Origin of the sequence: Terriglobus roseus, assembly GCF_900105625.1 — a bacterium.
Classification (GTDB): Bacteria; Acidobacteriota; Terriglobia; order Terriglobales; family Acidobacteriaceae; genus Terriglobus; species Terriglobus roseus_B.
Map to the genome: position 1 here is coordinate 2,041,398 of NZ_FNSD01000001.1, position 15,297 is coordinate 2,056,694.

At 57.7% G+C, this 15,297-nt stretch carries 14 protein-coding genes; 3 read left to right on the forward strand and 11 right to left on the reverse strand.

Annotated elements, in window-relative coordinates; translation table 11 throughout:
• Nucleotides 1-16 precede the first annotated feature (16 nt).
• Complete coding sequence (gene rplT / locus BLW03_RS08380; protein ID WP_074653332.1) at nt 17-400, reverse strand: 50S ribosomal protein L20; 384 nt, start codon at nt 398-400, stop codon at nt 17-19.
• Nucleotides 401-620: 220 nt separating this feature from the next.
• Nucleotides 621-818 carry a 50S ribosomal protein L35 gene (rpmI, locus tag BLW03_RS08385; protein ID WP_074653334.1) on the reverse strand — a complete coding sequence of 66 codons (198 nt, stop codon included), beginning with the start codon at nt 816-818 and terminating at the stop codon, nt 621-623.
• Between the two features lie 279 nt (nt 819-1,097).
• On the opposite strand from rpmI, the gene gyrB reads away from it, so the two are divergent.
• Nucleotides 1,098-3,779, forward strand: a complete 2,682-nt coding sequence (gene gyrB, locus BLW03_RS08390) for a DNA topoisomerase (ATP-hydrolyzing) subunit B (RefSeq protein WP_074653336.1) — start codon at nt 1,098-1,100, stop codon at nt 3,777-3,779.
• Nucleotides 3,780-3,957: 178 nt separating this feature from the next.
• On the opposite strand, the gene BLW03_RS21205 is transcribed toward gyrB, so the two are convergent.
• The 3 genes from BLW03_RS21205 to BLW03_RS08405 form a co-directional block, all read right to left on the reverse strand.
• A complete protein-coding gene (locus BLW03_RS21205; protein WP_348270852.1) occupies nt 3,958-4,272 on the reverse strand; it encodes a zinc-binding metallopeptidase family protein in 315 nt (104 codons plus the stop codon).
• Nucleotides 4,273-4,674: 402 nt separating this feature from the next.
• Nucleotides 4,675-5,331 carry a DNA oxidative demethylase AlkB gene (alkB, locus tag BLW03_RS08400; protein ID WP_074653339.1) on the reverse strand — a complete coding sequence of 219 codons (657 nt, stop codon included), beginning with the start codon at nt 5,329-5,331 and terminating at the stop codon, nt 4,675-4,677.
• Nucleotides 5,332-5,338: 7 nt separating this feature from the next.
• On the reverse strand, nt 5,339-5,866 hold the full coding sequence (locus BLW03_RS08405) for a 2OG-Fe(II) oxygenase (protein ID WP_244502014.1): 528 nt from the start codon (nt 5,864-5,866) through the stop codon (nt 5,339-5,341).
• On the opposite strand from BLW03_RS08405, the gene BLW03_RS08410 reads away from it, so the two are divergent.
• Nucleotides 5,769-6,590 (forward strand): NIPSNAP family protein, encoded by an 822-nt coding sequence (locus BLW03_RS08410; RefSeq protein WP_074653340.1) that lies wholly within the window; start codon nt 5,769-5,771, stop codon nt 6,588-6,590. The two genes, BLW03_RS08405 and BLW03_RS08410, sit on opposite strands and share 98 nt — an antisense overlap.
• Nucleotides 6,591-6,666: 76 nt before the next feature.
• Here BLW03_RS08410 and BLW03_RS21210 read toward each other — a convergent pair whose 3' ends face one another.
• From BLW03_RS21210 to BLW03_RS08445, 6 genes are all read right to left on the reverse strand, one after another.
• Nucleotides 6,667-8,679: an aldo/keto reductase gene (locus tag BLW03_RS21210; RefSeq protein ID WP_348270838.1), complete on the reverse strand. Its 2,013-nt coding sequence runs from the start codon at nt 8,677-8,679 to the stop codon at nt 6,667-6,669.
• A gap of 464 nt (nt 8,680-9,143) precedes the next feature.
• Nucleotides 9,144-9,974 carry an SDR family oxidoreductase gene (locus BLW03_RS08425; protein ID WP_074653342.1) on the reverse strand — a complete coding sequence of 277 codons (831 nt, stop codon included), beginning with the start codon at nt 9,972-9,974 and terminating at the stop codon, nt 9,144-9,146.
• A gap of 535 nt (nt 9,975-10,509) precedes the next feature.
• Nucleotides 10,510-11,331, reverse strand: a complete 822-nt coding sequence (locus BLW03_RS08430; protein WP_074655872.1) for an alpha/beta fold hydrolase — start codon at nt 11,329-11,331, stop codon at nt 10,510-10,512.
• 391 nt (nt 11,332-11,722) lie between these two features.
• Nucleotides 11,723-12,193, reverse strand: coding sequence for a DsrE family protein (locus BLW03_RS08435; protein ID WP_212733163.1), 471 nt, complete (start codon nt 12,191-12,193; stop codon nt 11,723-11,725).
• A gap of 3 nt (nt 12,194-12,196) precedes the next feature.
• The gene (locus tag BLW03_RS08440; protein WP_244502015.1) at nt 12,197-13,027 is read right to left on the reverse strand and encodes an MBL fold metallo-hydrolase; all 831 of its coding nucleotides are present in this window, start codon (nt 13,025-13,027) and stop codon (nt 12,197-12,199) included.
• A 176-nt stretch (nt 13,028-13,203) separates the two neighbouring features.
• The gene (locus BLW03_RS08445) at nt 13,204-13,725 is read right to left on the reverse strand and encodes a Dps family protein (RefSeq protein ID WP_074653346.1); all 522 of its coding nucleotides are present in this window, start codon (nt 13,723-13,725) and stop codon (nt 13,204-13,206) included.
• A gap of 319 nt (nt 13,726-14,044) precedes the next feature.
• Between BLW03_RS08445 and BLW03_RS08450 the strand changes: the two genes are divergently transcribed.
• Nucleotides 14,045-15,016 carry a helix-turn-helix domain-containing protein gene (locus BLW03_RS08450; protein ID WP_074653347.1) on the forward strand — a complete coding sequence of 324 codons (972 nt, stop codon included), beginning with the start codon at nt 14,045-14,047 and terminating at the stop codon, nt 15,014-15,016.
• The last annotated feature ends 281 nt before the right edge of the window (nt 15,017-15,297 follow it).

Genomic DNA, 15,297 nt, shown 5'->3' on the forward strand with positions numbered 1-15,297 from the left:
ATCGATGAATCGGAACTTACGCTGCAGCGCGTTCGCTCTTGGCCTTCTCGTTCGCTGCCTTGGCGGTTACGGCCAGGGCGGCGAAGCCGGCTGCATCGCGGGTTGCGATGTCGCTCAGGACCTTGCGATCGAGTTCAACGCCAGCCTTCTTCAGGCCGGAGATGAAGGTCGAGTAGCTCATGCCGTTCAGGCGGGCGCCTGCGCCGATGCGGACGATCCACAGCGAACGGAACTGGCGCTTCTTCTGCTTACGGCCGGTGTAGGCGAACTTGAGTCCGCGCTCAACAGCTTCCTGGGCAGCCTGGTAGAGCTTTGATTTTGTGAGGAAGTAACCGGACGCGCGGCGAAGAATCTTCTTGCGGCGGTCGCGGCGCTTTGTGCCACGTTTAACGCGGGGCATGTATTTCTCCTTTTGCGTACTACGTTGGTCAGCGGCTGGAGGTAAGGTCGCCGGATTGCACCGGCTACGGCCTCTTCACACGCTTGCTGCTTTCCGTCTCCTATCGAGCGCTTTCACGCATCGAGGGCCCGTTAACGCGTTCGGACCGATGTGCAGAACCACCTGCACGGCTGGACGGAAAAACTGTCTTGCCTGCGCTTCATCCCCGGAGGGTGAAAGCTCAGGCGTAGGGGATCATCCGGCTGACCTTGGCGTGATCGCCATCGGATACGTAAGCCTGACGGGTAAGCTTGCGCTTTACCTTGGTCGACTTCGAGGTCAGGATGTGACGCTTCTTCGTCTGGCCGCGCTTGATCTTGCCGGTGCCAGTCTTGCTGAAGCGCTTTGCAGCCCCTGAGTGGGTCTTCATCTTAGGCATTGGGTGTTCCTGTCTAAAGGGACTACTGAATGCGTTGACCGGTGTTTTGGACAACCCTCTGAGTATAGCCCAGATTGGGGTACCGCCGGAGGTTTCCCTGGGAAAAAGCTGCTTTCAAGACACCGAACGACGCCGACACGTCCCCATTGCGGGACAGCCTTCCGCGTACTCAAAATCCGGCAGCCGAATGGTAGAATGAAAGGTGAAAAGAGCCAGTCGAAAACGTGCTAATTCCTGCGTTTTTCGCCGGTTTGTGCTCGACCGACCCTCAGGAGAACGATGGCCACCGAAACGCCCCTGCTAGACCTGCAACAGACCGACCCGACCAACGCCGCTGAGCCCACCGCGGCACCCATCACGTCTGAGACGGGCAAGCCCAGCTACACCAGCGCGAATATCAAGATCCTGGAAGGGCTGGAGGCGGTGCGCCTGCGCCCGGCCATGTACATCGGCTCCACGACGGAAGCCGGCCTGCACCACCTGGTCTATGAGGTCGTCGACAACTCGGTCGACGAGGCGCTGGCGGGACACGCCACGCGTATCGACTGCATCATTCACGTCGACAACTCCATCACCGTCATCGACGACGGCCGCGGTATCCCCGTGGACATGAAGGACCTGGGTAACGGGGAAGAAATGCCGGCCGTACAGGTCGTACTGACCAAGCTGCACGCAGGCGGCAAGTTCGACGCCAGCAGCTACAAGGTCTCCGGCGGTCTCCATGGCGTCGGCGTAAGCTGCGTCAACGCACTCTCCGAAGAGTTCGACGTCGAGATCTGGCGTGACGGTCACACCTGGCAGCAGGACTACAGCAAGGGCGACCCCATCAGCGCGCTGCGCCAGGTAGGCGTCTCGCAGAAGCGCGGCACCAAGATCCACTTCCTGCCCGACAAGACCATCTTCTCCGTCACCGAATACAACTACGACATCCTTGCCGGACGTCTGCGCCAGCTTGCCTTCCTGAACAAGGGCATCATGATCACGCTGACCGACCAGCGCGTGACCGACGCCAAGACCGGCGAGTACAAGATGGCCGAGTTCAAGTACAAGGGCGGCATCGAAGAGTTCATCCGCCACCTGAACAAGGGTAAGGTCGTCCTGCACGAGAAGCCCATCTACATGGAGGCCGAACGCGGCCAGCTCGTCATGGAGATCGCGCTGCAGTACAACGATGCCTACTCCGAGACGGTCTTCTCGTTTGCGAACAACATCAACACGGTCGACGGTGGCACCCACCTCTCGGGCTTCCGCACTTCCCTGACCCGCACCATCAACGCTGCAGGACAGTCGCTAGGCCTGTTCAAGGACCAGAAGGAAGCGCTCAGCGGCGATGACGTCCGCGAAGGCCTGGTCGCCGTCGTCTCGGTCAAGCTTCCGCAGCCACAGTTCGAAGGCCAGACCAAGGGCAAGCTGAACAGCGATATCGCCGGCCAGGTGCAGAGCTTCGTCAACGAGCGCCTGGGCGTCTTCTTCGAGCAGAACCCGCAGGTCGCCAAGAAGATCATCAACAAGGCCATCGACGCTGCTCGCGCTCGCGAAGCCGCACGCAAGGCACGCGATCTGACACGCCGCAAGGGCGCGCTGGATGGCGGAGGCCTGCCGGGCAAGCTGGCCGACTGCTCCGAGCGTCAGCCCGACCGCTGCGAACTGTACCTGGTCGAGGGTGAGTCGGCAGGCGGAACCGCCAAGCAGGGCCGCGATCGCCGCTTCCAGGCCATCCTGCCGCTGAAGGGTAAGATCCTCAACGTCGAGAAAGCCCGCTACGACAAGATGCTGGGCCACGAAGAAATCCGCGCCATGATCACGGCGCTGGGCACCGGCATCGGCAAGGATGACTTCTCGCTCGAGAAGCTCCGCTACGGCAAGCTGATCCTGATGACCGATGCAGACGTCGACGGATCCCACATCCGCACGCTGCTGCTCACCTTCTTCTTCCGGCACATGCTGGAACTGATCAAGCGCGGCCACGTGTACATCGCGCAGCCACCGCTCTACAAGATCAAGAAGGGCAAGTTCGAGCAGTACGTGAAGGACGACCGCGACTTCGTAAAGGTCATGGTCAAGCGCGCGGCCGACGGCATGGTCGTCCGCTACGGCGACGGCAAGCAGTCTCTGGAAGGCGCCGAGCTCACCAAGTTCATGGGCTCGCTGAATGAGTACCTGGGCTTCTTCGACAAGGCAGACAAGCGCTTCCGCAACGACCAGGTCACCACCGCCGTCGCACAGCTCTTCGCCAACGAAGGCAAGGAACCCGCAAAGCGCAGCGACTTCGAAACAGCGGACAAGCTGCACGAGATGTCGACAATCCTCAAGGGCATGCAGCGCGAGTTCCAGTTCAAGAGCGTCGGCGAGCCCGTCCGCGACGAAGAACATGGCATCTGGTCGCTCGAGTACGTTGACGCGCAGGGCGCACATCGCCGCATCGACTACACCGCTGTCAGCAGCCCGGAGATGCGCCTGATGCTGGGCAAGTACGCCACCATCCGCGAGCACCTGAAGCCGCCGTTCTTTGTGGAGTACGCCGTCAAGGGCGCCGCCAACGATAGCAAGGCGGAGATCGCCGCAGCAGACGAGGCAGAGGAAGCAGCCGAGACCGAGGGAGTCAACGAGACGATCGCTGCCGCTCCCGGAACAGCAACCGAAGCAAAGGGCGCCAAGCGCAACAGCAAGGTCGCCCAGGATCCCGTCGAAAAGAAGACGCCGCGCGAGCTCTTCGAGTACGTCATCGAGCAGGGCAAGAAGGAATACCAGGTCCAGCGCTACAAGGGCCTTGGCGAGATGACGGCGGAACAGCTCTGGGAGACCACCATGGATCCCGAGCGCCGCACGCTGCTGCAGGTGCGCCTGGAAGACATCGCCGCAACGGAAGAGATCTTCACAACCCTGATGGGCGAGGACGTGGAATCACGCCGCCGCTTCATCGAAGAAAACGCGCTGGACGTAAAGAACCTTGATATCTAAACGGTTGCTGAATCAAGAGCGAAGGCGCACGGGTTAGCCCCATGCGCCTTTTGCTTTGGGATCATGAATGACAGCCAGTTGCCTTGCTATGACGGGTTTGTCATGACAAATGTTTTCGGCCTACCAGCCGTGGCTCGATGCATGCATTGGCCTGTTATCTCCAATTAACTCAGCAAGGTCAACGCACGCCACCATTATGGAAGTTCGTGGCTGCTTTTGCTGGACCTTGGAGCCGCTTGCGCGGCATCATGGAGTCGCGCTCGCTAGTGTTCCATAGGAATATCGCTTCGACAATGGCCGCTTGCTCCAAGTCTTCCGCATGAAGATGATCAACGGTGTCCAAGTTTGAGTGATGTGTGCGCGTCTCATATTCGAGCTCATCCTGCACAAACTCGAATCCAGGCAGGCCATCCGCGTCGAAGCTTTCGTGATCGGACCCAACATAAACTCGGTTGGTGACGATTGTGACGCCGAGCTCCTTGAGCGGGGCGATACGTTCGTGGAACCGTCTTCGTTACGCGTACTGATGAGTACGACCGGTGTTCCGAAGTAGAGAATTGAGGGTTCGATAGTCTTGTGCATACAGCTAGTTTCGGGCAGGTCTTATGATTGCTGCATCCCGGTTCTTGCTCTTGAATTCGTGCGTGAATCGCTGAAAGCAAAAGCTCTTACAAGAGACGCGTGAGGCTGTCTTCATCAAGCGGAATATCTCGCCTGAGCCAAGGATCAGCAAGCGCGTAGCATCGCTGTTCTCCAGCATTGCATCCGGGTCAACGCAGGTCTCTCTTCCTAACGAAGAGCCGGTGGACGCGATCTCGGAGGCACTCGCGACGAACTGCTGCCCATAGTTGACCCGGCCACACCGTTGTAATCGTAAGCTGCATCTGCGCATGCTCTACCCCGCGAACCGGAAGGTAATGTTGTAGCGTACAGAGCCTAGACGGATGTGCTCTCCACGCTTGATGGGTGCCACTCCATGGAATCGGAGCCGTGATTGTCCGCCCCACACGGCGACGTCCCCGTGCTGCACCTGGATCTTTGTTACCGGGTCGGTACGTCGCTCCCCACCGAAGAGAAAGGTTGCTGGTAGTCCCAGCGAAACAGACACAATCGGCTTCGTGAAGTCGCCTTCATTCCTGTCTTGATGAAGATTGAGTTTGGTTCCGATCTCGTAGCGATTCAATAGACATGCGTTTGGAATGAATCCCGGATAGCCCGCGCGCTCCGCAGCTAGGGTGGCAAGCAGGACAAATGCCTCCGGCATCGTAGGCCAAGTTTTGCCGGTTGCTGGATCGGCCTGCACATAGCGGTAACCAGACCGGTCCGAAACCCATCCGAGGCTCCCGCAGTTGGTCATCGCGACTGACATGCGATGTCCTCCAGGTGTTTCCATGTTTCGTAAAGGTGAAGCATCGATCACACGAGCCAACGAAACGAGAACGGCATCCTCGGTGGCCAGAGCAAACCCCGGCAACAACGCTGCCCCCGGACCCAGAACGATCGGCGTGACCGCTCTTGGCTCGGGAGACGTGGCGAAGAGAAAAAGAGCCATGTAACTCCTAGTTGGCGTCGTGGAAGATGATGCCCAAGACGTGTCGATGGCCAGAGCGGATTCGGCTCACACCGTGTCTCAAATTGACACGGTAGAAGCCTCGAGTTCCCTGGTGCGGCCGATGATGAACAGCAAAAGCTACTGCGTCCCCCTGACGAAGCGGAACGACCTCCGGGCGCGACTGCATGCGAGGACGTTGCTCCGTGAGTACAAACTCCCCGCCCGTAAAGTCCCTGCCGGGTTCGGAGAGGAGGAACGCTACCTGAATGGGGAACACATGCTCACCATATAAATCCTGGTGAAGGCAGTTGTAGTCCCCGGCTTCGTATTGAAGTAGCAAGGGCGTGGGCCGCTGCTGACCAGCTTCATGGCACCTTTGGATGAAAGCGTCATGTTGCTCGGGATACCGTGTAGCGATAGGTACTTCAGGAGAACTTATGAAGTTGAAACAGTTTCTGCCTGCATTCCTGATGTGCGCCTCGTGGGCGTTGGCGATCCCTGCACGTCCGCTTGCAGCGCAAGTTTCGACGTCCAAAGTTTACGAGCTTCGCATTTACACCGCGAATGCAGGGAAACTTGCCGAACTCGAAGCACTCCTGGGTGCCCAGGGAATCCGCATCTTTGGGAAACACGGCATCCAGAATGTATTCGATGGCACGGTCCTTGAGGGCGCGCCGATCGACGGTGCCGACGCGACGAACATGCTTATTTGCATTCTTGGCCATAAGAGCAGCGCGGCTGCAAACAAGGACTGGGCAGAGGTCGACGCCGATCCTGCATGGAAGACTGCCTGGGCTGGTGCGGAGAAGAGTGGTCCGCTCCTGTCCAGGCCTGCTTCTTCCTTGCTGCTGGAGGCGACAAGTTTCACGCCTGTGCTTGAGGCACCCACGGCTGCCGGCGCTCCAACGAGAGTGTTTGAGCTTCGTAAGTACAACACCGGCGCGGAGAGGCTTCCGGCAATGGTGGATGAGTTTCAATCTGGCCTAGCGGCGATCCTTGTGAAGGTCGGGATGACACCCATCCTCTACACAACCGCCGAGGATAAGAGTTCGTTCGTCTACCTGCTTGCGCATAAGGATCGTGAGGCGGCCCGCGCGTCCTGGACGGCGTTCACGCCAGAGTTCCGCCCCTTCATGGCGCAGTTCAATGCCAAACAGGCAGCCACTGCACCACCTGCTGATCCCGCAGCGCCACCACGTCGGCGAACGCCGGACGACAACCGCTTTCTGGTACCCACGTCGTTTTCGCCGATTCGATAGATCTAGGTCGAAGATCGCCGATATCTGCTCCGTCAATACGAGAAAGGGTCGCCACTCAGGCGACCCTTCACTGCGTTCAGGCATATTTTTCTTGTCCAGTGCCGCGGCCGCCTTGCACCGGAATCTCCGCGAGGATCGTGGAGATCTCTTCCAGGTCGCCTGCGGAGAGCTCGATCTCTGCCGATGCCAGATTTTCGTCCAGCCTGGTGAGCTTGCGGGTGCCGGGGATAGGAACAATCGAGGGGCTCTGAGCAAGTAGCCAGGCTAGTGCAATCTGCGCTGGGGTGCCCTTCTTCTTGGCTGCAATGTCGTTCAGCGCGTCCACAATCGGCTGGTTGGCCTTGCGAGCCTCTTCCGTAAAGCGTGGGAAGCGGCTACGAACATCACCGCTCTCGAAGGACGTGTTGGCGTCTACTTTGCCGGTAAGAAAGCCCTGACCGAGAGGGCTCCAGGGGACGAAGCCGATGCCGAGTTCTTCACATGTCGGCAGCACCTCTTCCTCGGGATCTCGCGCCCAGAGAGAGTATTCGCTCTGCACCGCAGCAACGGGCTGCACAGCGTGTGCACGCCGGATAGTGGCGGCGCTCGCTTCCGACAATCCGAAGTGCTTGACCTTGCCTTCAACGATCAAGTCCTTCACGGCACCGGCAACCTCTTCGATCGGAACATTCGGGTCAACACGATGCTGGTAGAACAAGTCGATCACGTCGGTACGCAGACGCTTCAGCGATGCTTCGGCAACCTGCTTGATATGCTCCGGACGGCTATTGAAGCCCTTTCGCTCCGAGGTCTTCGGATCGATGTCGAAGCCGAACTTGGTGGCGATGATGACCTTGTCGCGGACTGGCTGAAGCCCCTCACCGACAAGGTCTTCGTTGGTGAACGGTCCATAGACCTCTGCGGTATCGAAGAAGGTGATGCCACGGTCGACTGCCGTCCGCATCAATGAAATCATGCTCGCGCGATCCGCAGCGGGTCCGTAGTTCATGCTCATTCCCATGCATCCAAGGCCAAGCGCCGAGACTTCGAGACCGCTCTTACCAAGCATTCGTTTCTTCACTGCATTCTCCTTTTTCTTCTTCACTTCGTTTTGCGGCCTAATTTGTAAGGGGACTGCTGGAGGCAGCTGCTGCCCGTTGTGCATCCCGCCAGTTTTTCGGGGGCACACCCTCCCACGACCGGAAGGCCCGCGCGAAGGAGTTGCATCTTCGTACCCGAGCAGATAAGCCGCCTCGGCCAGTTCGAAGACCGAGTTGCTTAGGTAGTAGCGAGCCATCTGGTGCCTGGCTTCATCGAGAACTCGTTGGTAATTGGAACCAATATCCTGCAGGCGTCGCTGGAGGGTGCGGGGACTCATGTGCAGGTCTCTTGCAACATCGTCCACGACCGGGCGATGTCCGGTGAGCCTCTGCTGGATTGCGCCCCGGACCAGGTCAAGGAAGTGATCCTCATTTGACACACGATCCTTCAATTGCTGTTCAAACTGAGGCGCGAGCATCTCCAGCAGTTCGGCATTGCGTGTGACAAACGGGAGGGCGGAATCTTCCGCGCGGAAGATGATTGCGTTCCGCGTCGAACCGGTGACCACAGGACAACCGAAGTGTTTTTCAAGCGCTCTCGTGTGTTTGCGAGGTTGCACCAACTCCACGCGAAGCGGCTTGATGCGGGTTCCGCTGCCCTCCCGCGCGATCGTCAGAACCCAGGCGAAGCAGTGCTCCACGAGAACGGCCGGCTCGACTTCCATGGCCAGTGTCCAGCGGAATTGGATCGCCCATTCACCGGCTCTGGTTTCGTGCAGAATCTCTTCCGGTGCGGAGAGCTTCTTGTATCGCGCCATATGGTCGATAGAAGCTCCAAAGCTTGCCGTGGAAAGCGCTGCAAGCCCCATTGGGTGAAATCGGGCGATGCTGGTTTCCGTTCCAAGCAGCAGACCGATGGACGGGTCCTTGCTCATTTCGCCGATAGAACGCCACAGTGCGAAGAGTTCTTCAGTCGAGACGAGGATGCTGGTCTGCTCAAAGAGATTCTGCGGAAGCCCCGCCCTGCGAAGTACCGCAGGGAGAGGGATACCCGCTTCTTCCAACCTCAAACGAAGACTGCCTGGGACACGGAAGTGTTTGACCATTTTTACTCCGCCTCAAAAGAAACCCTGTTAGTAGAAGCATTGCTTCGTCAGCCCTAAGGAGCCCGCTAAGTGCTAATTGAGCGTTGGATGATAATTCCGTCGACGTCGCCGCAATGCTGTACACGCTGCGAAAGTCCTCTCGTTTCTCCGCAATCCCGCCGACGCGCTAGGCATTCGCGCGCAAGCTGAATTAAACCTAGACTGCTGGTTATGCGTGCGCCATGCAAAGTGCGCCAACGTGTAGGCGAAGAGCGCCAAACAGATTCCAGCAATCGGTACGCTCAAGCTGGAACTGAGTCGAAGTCTGCAGGCTTCAAATCCGCCGTTCCACGAACCGAGGCCGGATCGTTGCGAGTGCCCGTAGCAAGCATAGGAAAGCGACGGCGCGGGCTTTCAGTTGGGCGTCTGAAGGACCGCTAGTCCGTTCCCTAGGGTGTAGGCAGCAGCCCAGCGAGCATGGCGGAGATAACACCACCATCGATCAGGAGGTCGCTGCCGGTGACAAAGCCAGCATCTGGGCCGAGGAGGAAATTCGCGGCAACCGCGATCTCATCAGGCGAGGCCATGCGCTTCGCGGGCGAAGCCTCGATCATGGCGCGATACATGTCGCCAATAGGCGAGTTCAGTTCATGCAGCGCGAGCGGCGTCAGGATGATGCCGGGGCTGATGGCGTTGACACGTGCTCCACGCTTGCCCCAGCTGATGCTGGAGGCCTGCACGCGCAGATGGTTCGCCCGCTTGGACATGATGTAGGCGACCATCGAGTTCGGCACCGCGTCCGCATTCAGGAAAGGTAGCTTCAGGAGGTCATCCGCAGGTGTAAAGGCAAGAGCATAATTCTGATCTTTAGACAGCGACGGCATCATGTGGCCAGCCATGCTGGACACAATCAGCGCTGAACCGCCTTCGGCAATCACGCGCTCAAACTCTTCGAATACCACTGCGCTGCCGCAGAGGTCCACCGCGAGAACACGCTCTGGAGGAGCCATGTTCGGGGATACGCCTGCCGCGTTGACTAGGTTGATCACGCTTCCGAGCGACGCCGCCTTGTCTGCTAGAGCGCGCACGGACTCGCGCGAAGAGACATCGACCTTCAAAGTGGAAACCTGGTAGCTCGCCTCCTCGAGCTGCTTCGCGGCGGCAGCCAACAGCGTCTCGTTGAAGTCAGCCAACAGAATGTGTTTGCCGAAGCCTTGGCGGCGAGCGATCGCCATTCCAATTCCGCCAGCACCAATGACTACGATCACTTCAGTCTTCATGGAATCTCCTTTGGATCACCGACTCGGCTTTGGCACAAACAACGTGCAAACCGTTTCGTATCCGACAGTCTTAACTTAGGACTTGGAGATGGGGCGCGCCCTGCAGAGCGCGCCAATAATCCTACAGAGCACGCCATTGATCAGATTCGATATCAGAGGCCACCTGTTCGCGGATTTGGTACATAAAAGGGCGCTGGAAGTACTTCACACGCCGGTCGTGACTCGCCGAGTGCAAAATCGCCAACGCGCGCTTTGAGCGAGACGGGATGTGGAAACGTGCATCGGCCTGAAGGCACCAGCCGAAGTCAAACAAGAGGCTGACAGACGCAAGTAGACATCGGAGGAGCTCAAGACTAGGAGAGCGACAAATAGTCCGGGTAACGCTCTTTGTTGATCACCTCGACTACTGCCGGAGGCGGTCCCGAATTGGCTGCAGAAAGCCACACCCTCAACTCGATGGGGCTAACAGATGTGGCTGGGAGATATCTCTCCCAGCCACAATTCCTTCCCGGACCGACTCAAGAGTACCTGCCGCCTACAGTTTGATGAATGCGAGCACATCAGCGTTGATTTGCTCTGCCTGGGTGGTTGTCATCCCATGGGGGAAGTTGGGATAAGACTTCAGGGTGCCATGTTTAAGGAGTTGAGCCGCAACCTCGCCCGTGGTGGCGAATGGTGCAAGCTGGTCGTCTTCGCTGTGCAGCACAAGGACGGGAACGTCAATGATCGCGAGGTCGTCGTAAAACGTTGATTCGGACCAAGCCTTGACGCAGTCGTATTCCGCCTTGATGCCGCCCATCATTGCCTGTCGCCACCAGTTGTCGCGAATGCCCTGTACAGGTGCAACGCCGGGGCGGTTGAATCCGTAGAAAGATAGGGTGATGTCCTCATAGAACTGCGCGCGATTGGTGGCCACACTCTTCCGAATGCCGTCAATCACTTCGATTGGAATGCCGTTCGGATTTCTCACTGACTTCACCATCGCCGGCGGAATGGCGCTGATGATGACTGCCTTCGCCACGCGTCCCTTGCCATGGCGTGCAACATACCGAATGACTTCGCCACCGCCGGTGGAATGGCCGACGTGAATCACATTCGACAGCTTGAGCGCCGTCACAACTTCGTCGACGTCCGCAGCGTAAGTGTCCATATCGTTTCCCGTCGCAGTCTGGGTGGAGCGTCCATGGCCGCGACGGTCGTGCGCGATGACTCTGTAGCCTTGCTCCAGGAAGAACATCATCTGTGCGTCCCAATCGTCTGACGAAAGCGGCCATCCGTGGTGAAAGAAAATCGGCTGACCAGTACCCCAATCCTTGAAGTAGATCTTCGTGCCGTCTTTGACGGTAATGGTATCCACGGGACTGCCAGACGCCCCGGGGTTTGACGACTTCGCCGTCTCGCCGGCTTCTGCTGCGCTGGTGGCCAAAGGCGTTGCCAATGTGGCAGCAATGGCCGCGCCACCAAGCAGAATCTTCCTGCGGGACGATGTTCTATGCCAGTCGGGATTCGTGGATGTCTCTTCGTCAGTGCGTTTGGTTTCGTTCTTGTGACTCGTCATGTTATCTCCTGATAAAGCTGTTGGGAATCAAAGGGCCTGTAGCAATTGCCGGTGAGTGCACTTGCCGGAAGTTTTCAGTGCGTGAGCAGGCGACGACCCGTCGCCGTAAGAAGCGGAACGGGTGCACTCTTCCATACCGGCAAGACTGCGCTTTGAAGGTGAGGCTGGCGCGAGTGCACAGACCTGCCTGCTATTCGGCGATCTGCTCGAATCCCTGTTGAGCGAGCTGGATGATTCTCGCCATTGCATCTGTGTTGATCCTGATGTCCGGGAGCAAGTCGGCGTTGACCCAGTTGTGCGCCTTGGCTGTCGCGCCGCACAATTCGACATGAACCCCGTTCTGCACGAGGCCGGCGATGAGATATTTGTATGGGTTGCCGGTAGTGATTTTCCGCTCAACGTTATAGGTCTCGTCGTTCAGCGTCACGTGGCCGGCGTTTGTGTGGAAGACTGCGTAGAGTTCGGACACTGCATTCCACGCATCGATGTCCTGCTGGATAAGTTGCAGGTGAAACATGGAAGCAGGGAGATCGCCCTCAAACGATAAACTCGCGATGCTGAAGACTGCTTTTACCTCCGGAAGTAGAACCGGAATATCGATGTGAAGGACTCGTTCTGTCGAAGACATGGCCATTCCTTTCAAAGCATGGATGTTGCGCATGAGCTAGACGCCCCGGTAGACGAGCCCTGTGAATTTGGCCGGCGTGATGAGGAAATTCCCCCAGACGGGATCGAAGGCAAGTGTGGGCTTTGCCATGACCGTGTCTTCCAAGGTGCGGCCATCTTTCTTCAACCTGGCGACGTTCTCTCGAATGGTGCTGAGCATCTCGAAATACTCAATGAGTTTTGCGCGATTGCTAACAGGGCCGTGCCCGGGAACGATGATCGTGTTCTGCGTTACTGCAGCGATGTTGTTCTTCGTCGCGAGGATTTTGCCATCAATACTTCCTCCGGTGGAGTAATCAATGAACGGATAGAAGCCGTTCCACCACGTGTCGCCGACGTGGATAACATCCGCCTCCGCGAAGCGGACGGAAATGTCACTGTCCGTGTGTGCCGGCTGATAATAGTTGAGATCTAATTGGGCGTCATTCAGACGGATCTCAAGGTGTGAGTCAAAGACAATGGACGGGCGTGCCGCCATAGGGACAGCAGGGAAGGTGAATTGCCAACCTTCCACGGGAGTGTCGACAGAAAGATGCTTGAGGGTGTTGTGATGCGCGATGATCTCGGCACCGGCCGCATTGATCCAGGCGTTCCCGTCAGTGTGATCGATATGCCAATGCGTGTTGATGAGGTGTGTGATTGGCTGCGGACCCAGCGATGCCAATGCTTCGCTCAACCGCTTCCGCGAGACACTGAAGCCCGCGTCTACGAGGAGCTTTCCATCTTTCCCGTCGAGGACGGCGATGTTGCCGCCAGCTCCCTCCACGATGCTGATATTGCGTCTGAGGGGTGTGACCGTGATCTGAGCTGAGGTCGCTTCCCGGATCATAGTTGGAACGATTCCAAGCTCTTGGGCGCTACTGAAGCGGGGCGCAACCCAGGCCATTGCTGCCGACATACCCATGCCTTTGAGGAGGCTTCGGCGCGAACATTGTGCTCCCTGAGTGGTGGTCATAGTGTCCTTTCAGCTCGTGGTGAGCGGGTACTCGATCAAAAAGCGGAAGTTCAGGCATTGGATCCTAAGGAAATTTCGCGAAGAAACCATGCGCGATTCTGGGCTTCATCGATCCAGTTCTCGATAAAGCTGGCGGTAGCAACGTCCGTTGCTTCTTCGCAGACACGATGGGCGCCGTCGAGATAGGCAACCAGAGTGTTGTTGTCGGCCAGCAGTTCCGCAAACATGCTTGCGGTGGAGACAAAGTCTTCCTCGCTATCGCGCAGCCGCTGATAACGGGAGATCTGGCCGATGGACTTGAGAGTTGTGCCACCTAGCTTTCGTGTTCGCTCGGCGATGCTGTCTGTCATCGCAAAGAGCTGATCCGCGTGTTCGTCGAGCAGAAGGTGGTAGTCGCGGAAGTGGACTCCGGTCATGTGCCAGTGAAAGTTCTTGGTCTTGAAGTAAAGAACAAAGACATCCGCGAGGAGGTGTCGAAGCTCGGAGATGGCTTTGTTGCCCCCTCCCCGACTCATGCGGCGTGGGAAGTCTGAAAAGGGGTTGGATTGCAATGTTGCTGATAGTTGACTCATCTAGCTCTCCTTATGAACGGATATGGTGCGATCGTTCCCAAACACCGCTCGCAGATGTTCCCAGCAAGCGTGACGAGCAATCAAGCATGCCCTCCTCGCAGGATTACACCCCGTCTGCCGAGGAGAATTGATTAAGAAAGTGAATCGAAATGTAAGGCGCTTGAAAGTGGGCGGCAGCGTGACACGCAAGAAAAGTGACCAAAGCCTGCTGAATCTGCGCATGCGTACAAGTACTTCTCATGTTTACCAATAGGCTTTCTGTGGGTTGCGCCAGATATTGCTGGTTTCGGTCACTTCTTGCTGCCTCTATGATGGGGAAATGATTGAGTGCCCCAAGGATGACCAAAACCCTGACGGTGGCACGTTGGGCCATGCGCCGCGCCTTCTCGTCGGCGATGGTCGGGTGTTGGACAAGCGTGTTTCAGTGTTGAGGGGGACTCGCTCTGTTCCACTGCTTCCCGGAACTCCGAAGCTGGATAGTCTCAAGTCGCCCTGGTCGGGGCTGATCATTGAGAAGCACCTTGTAGGGGCAGTCGAAATTCCCTTTCATGAGCACCCAACGCTTTGCATCCATCTGCAGACAACGGGCCCGGTGGAGATGGATTGGAACAGTGCCGGCCGGAGTGGCCATATTCGGTCCACGCGGGGAGACCTGATCCTTCTGGCACCGGGGACGCGTGACAGTCTTCTTTGGTATGGGACATCCGAGCGGGTGATTGCATCTGTCTCTTCCACGCTTCTGGTGGAGGCCGCGAGGCAACTGGAGATGCCGGCGCTTGGGGAGATCAGGAATATCTGGTCGCTTCAGGACGACCAGTTGAGGCTGCTGCTTACGGAGATGGAACGAGAGATGAGTTCCGGCTGGTCGCTTGGCTCGCTCTATGGGGATCTCTTGAGCATGGCCTTTTCGGTGGCACTACTAAAGAAGTATGCGCAGTTTACGACTCTGAAGCCACCGTTTCGCGGAGGTCTTTCGAGGAACAGACTTCGACACGTTGTTGCCTTTATTGAAGAACATCTCGAGCACGATATTCGCCTCGGGGAGTTGGCTGCTCTGACGGGCCTTAGCATCTTCCACTTCGCTCGTAGTTTTCGAGAGAGCACTGGCATTACACCACATCGGTTTGTGGTGCAGATGCGCGTCGAACGGGCGAAGAGTCTGCTGACGCGATCTGCGTGGACCGTCCAGCAGGTCGCGTCAGCAGTGGGTATAGAAAACGCAAGCCAATTCTCTAAGATCTTTCGCGCCAGCGTTGGAGTCGCGCCGAATCAGTGGAGACGATCTAATTAGATCGAGGTTAACGACCGAAGTCATTGAGCACCGACAAGTAGTGACGTTCGATGCTCAATTAGCGCGAAATCGCCAATGCACGCATCGACTGAGATCAGTAACGAAAAGTCGGAATTGTCATGAGTTATCAAGCCATTGAGCTTCGTCGATAGGGCGATCTCGGGCCGCAAGCCCTTCTGCAGATGATGCTGCGGTTCGTATCCGCCTACGCTGAGCAAACCACAAGGGCTGGAAGTCATGCCGCAAACAGGACTGATGTCCCCGTCGTTCGATGACACACG

Excerpts from the sequence above, each read along its gene's own strand:
- BLW03_RS08445 (WP_074653346.1), bottom strand. The coding sequence starts at position 13,725 with ATGAGTCAACTATCAGCAACATTGCAATCCAACCCCTTTTCAGACTTC.
- alkB (WP_074653339.1), bottom strand. The coding sequence starts at position 5,331 with ATGGCTCTTTTTCTCTTCGCCACGTCTCCCGAGCCAAGAGCGGTCACG.
- BLW03_RS08425 (WP_074653342.1), bottom strand. The coding sequence starts at position 9,974 with ATGAAGACTGAAGTGATCGTAGTCATTGGTGCTGGCGGAATTGGAATG.
- gyrB (WP_074653336.1), top strand. The coding sequence starts at position 1,098 with ATGGCCACCGAAACGCCCCTGCTAGACCTGCAACAGACCGACCCGACC.
- BLW03_RS08450 (WP_074653347.1), top strand. The coding sequence starts at position 14,045 with ATGATTGAGTGCCCCAAGGATGACCAAAACCCTGACGGTGGCACGTTG.
- BLW03_RS08435 (WP_212733163.1), bottom strand. The coding sequence starts at position 12,193 with ATGCGCAACATCCATGCTTTGAAAGGAATGGCCATGTCTTCGACAGAA.
- rpmI (WP_074653334.1), bottom strand. The coding sequence starts at position 818 with ATGCCTAAGATGAAGACCCACTCAGGGGCTGCAAAGCGCTTCAGCAAG.
- BLW03_RS08440 (WP_244502015.1), bottom strand. The coding sequence starts at position 13,027 with ATGATCCGGGAAGCGACCTCAGCTCAGATCACGGTCACACCCCTCAGA.
- BLW03_RS08410 (WP_074653340.1), top strand. The coding sequence starts at position 5,769 with ATGAAGTTGAAACAGTTTCTGCCTGCATTCCTGATGTGCGCCTCGTGG.
- rplT (WP_074653332.1), bottom strand. The coding sequence starts at position 400 with ATGCCCCGCGTTAAACGTGGCACAAAGCGCCGCGACCGCCGCAAGAAG.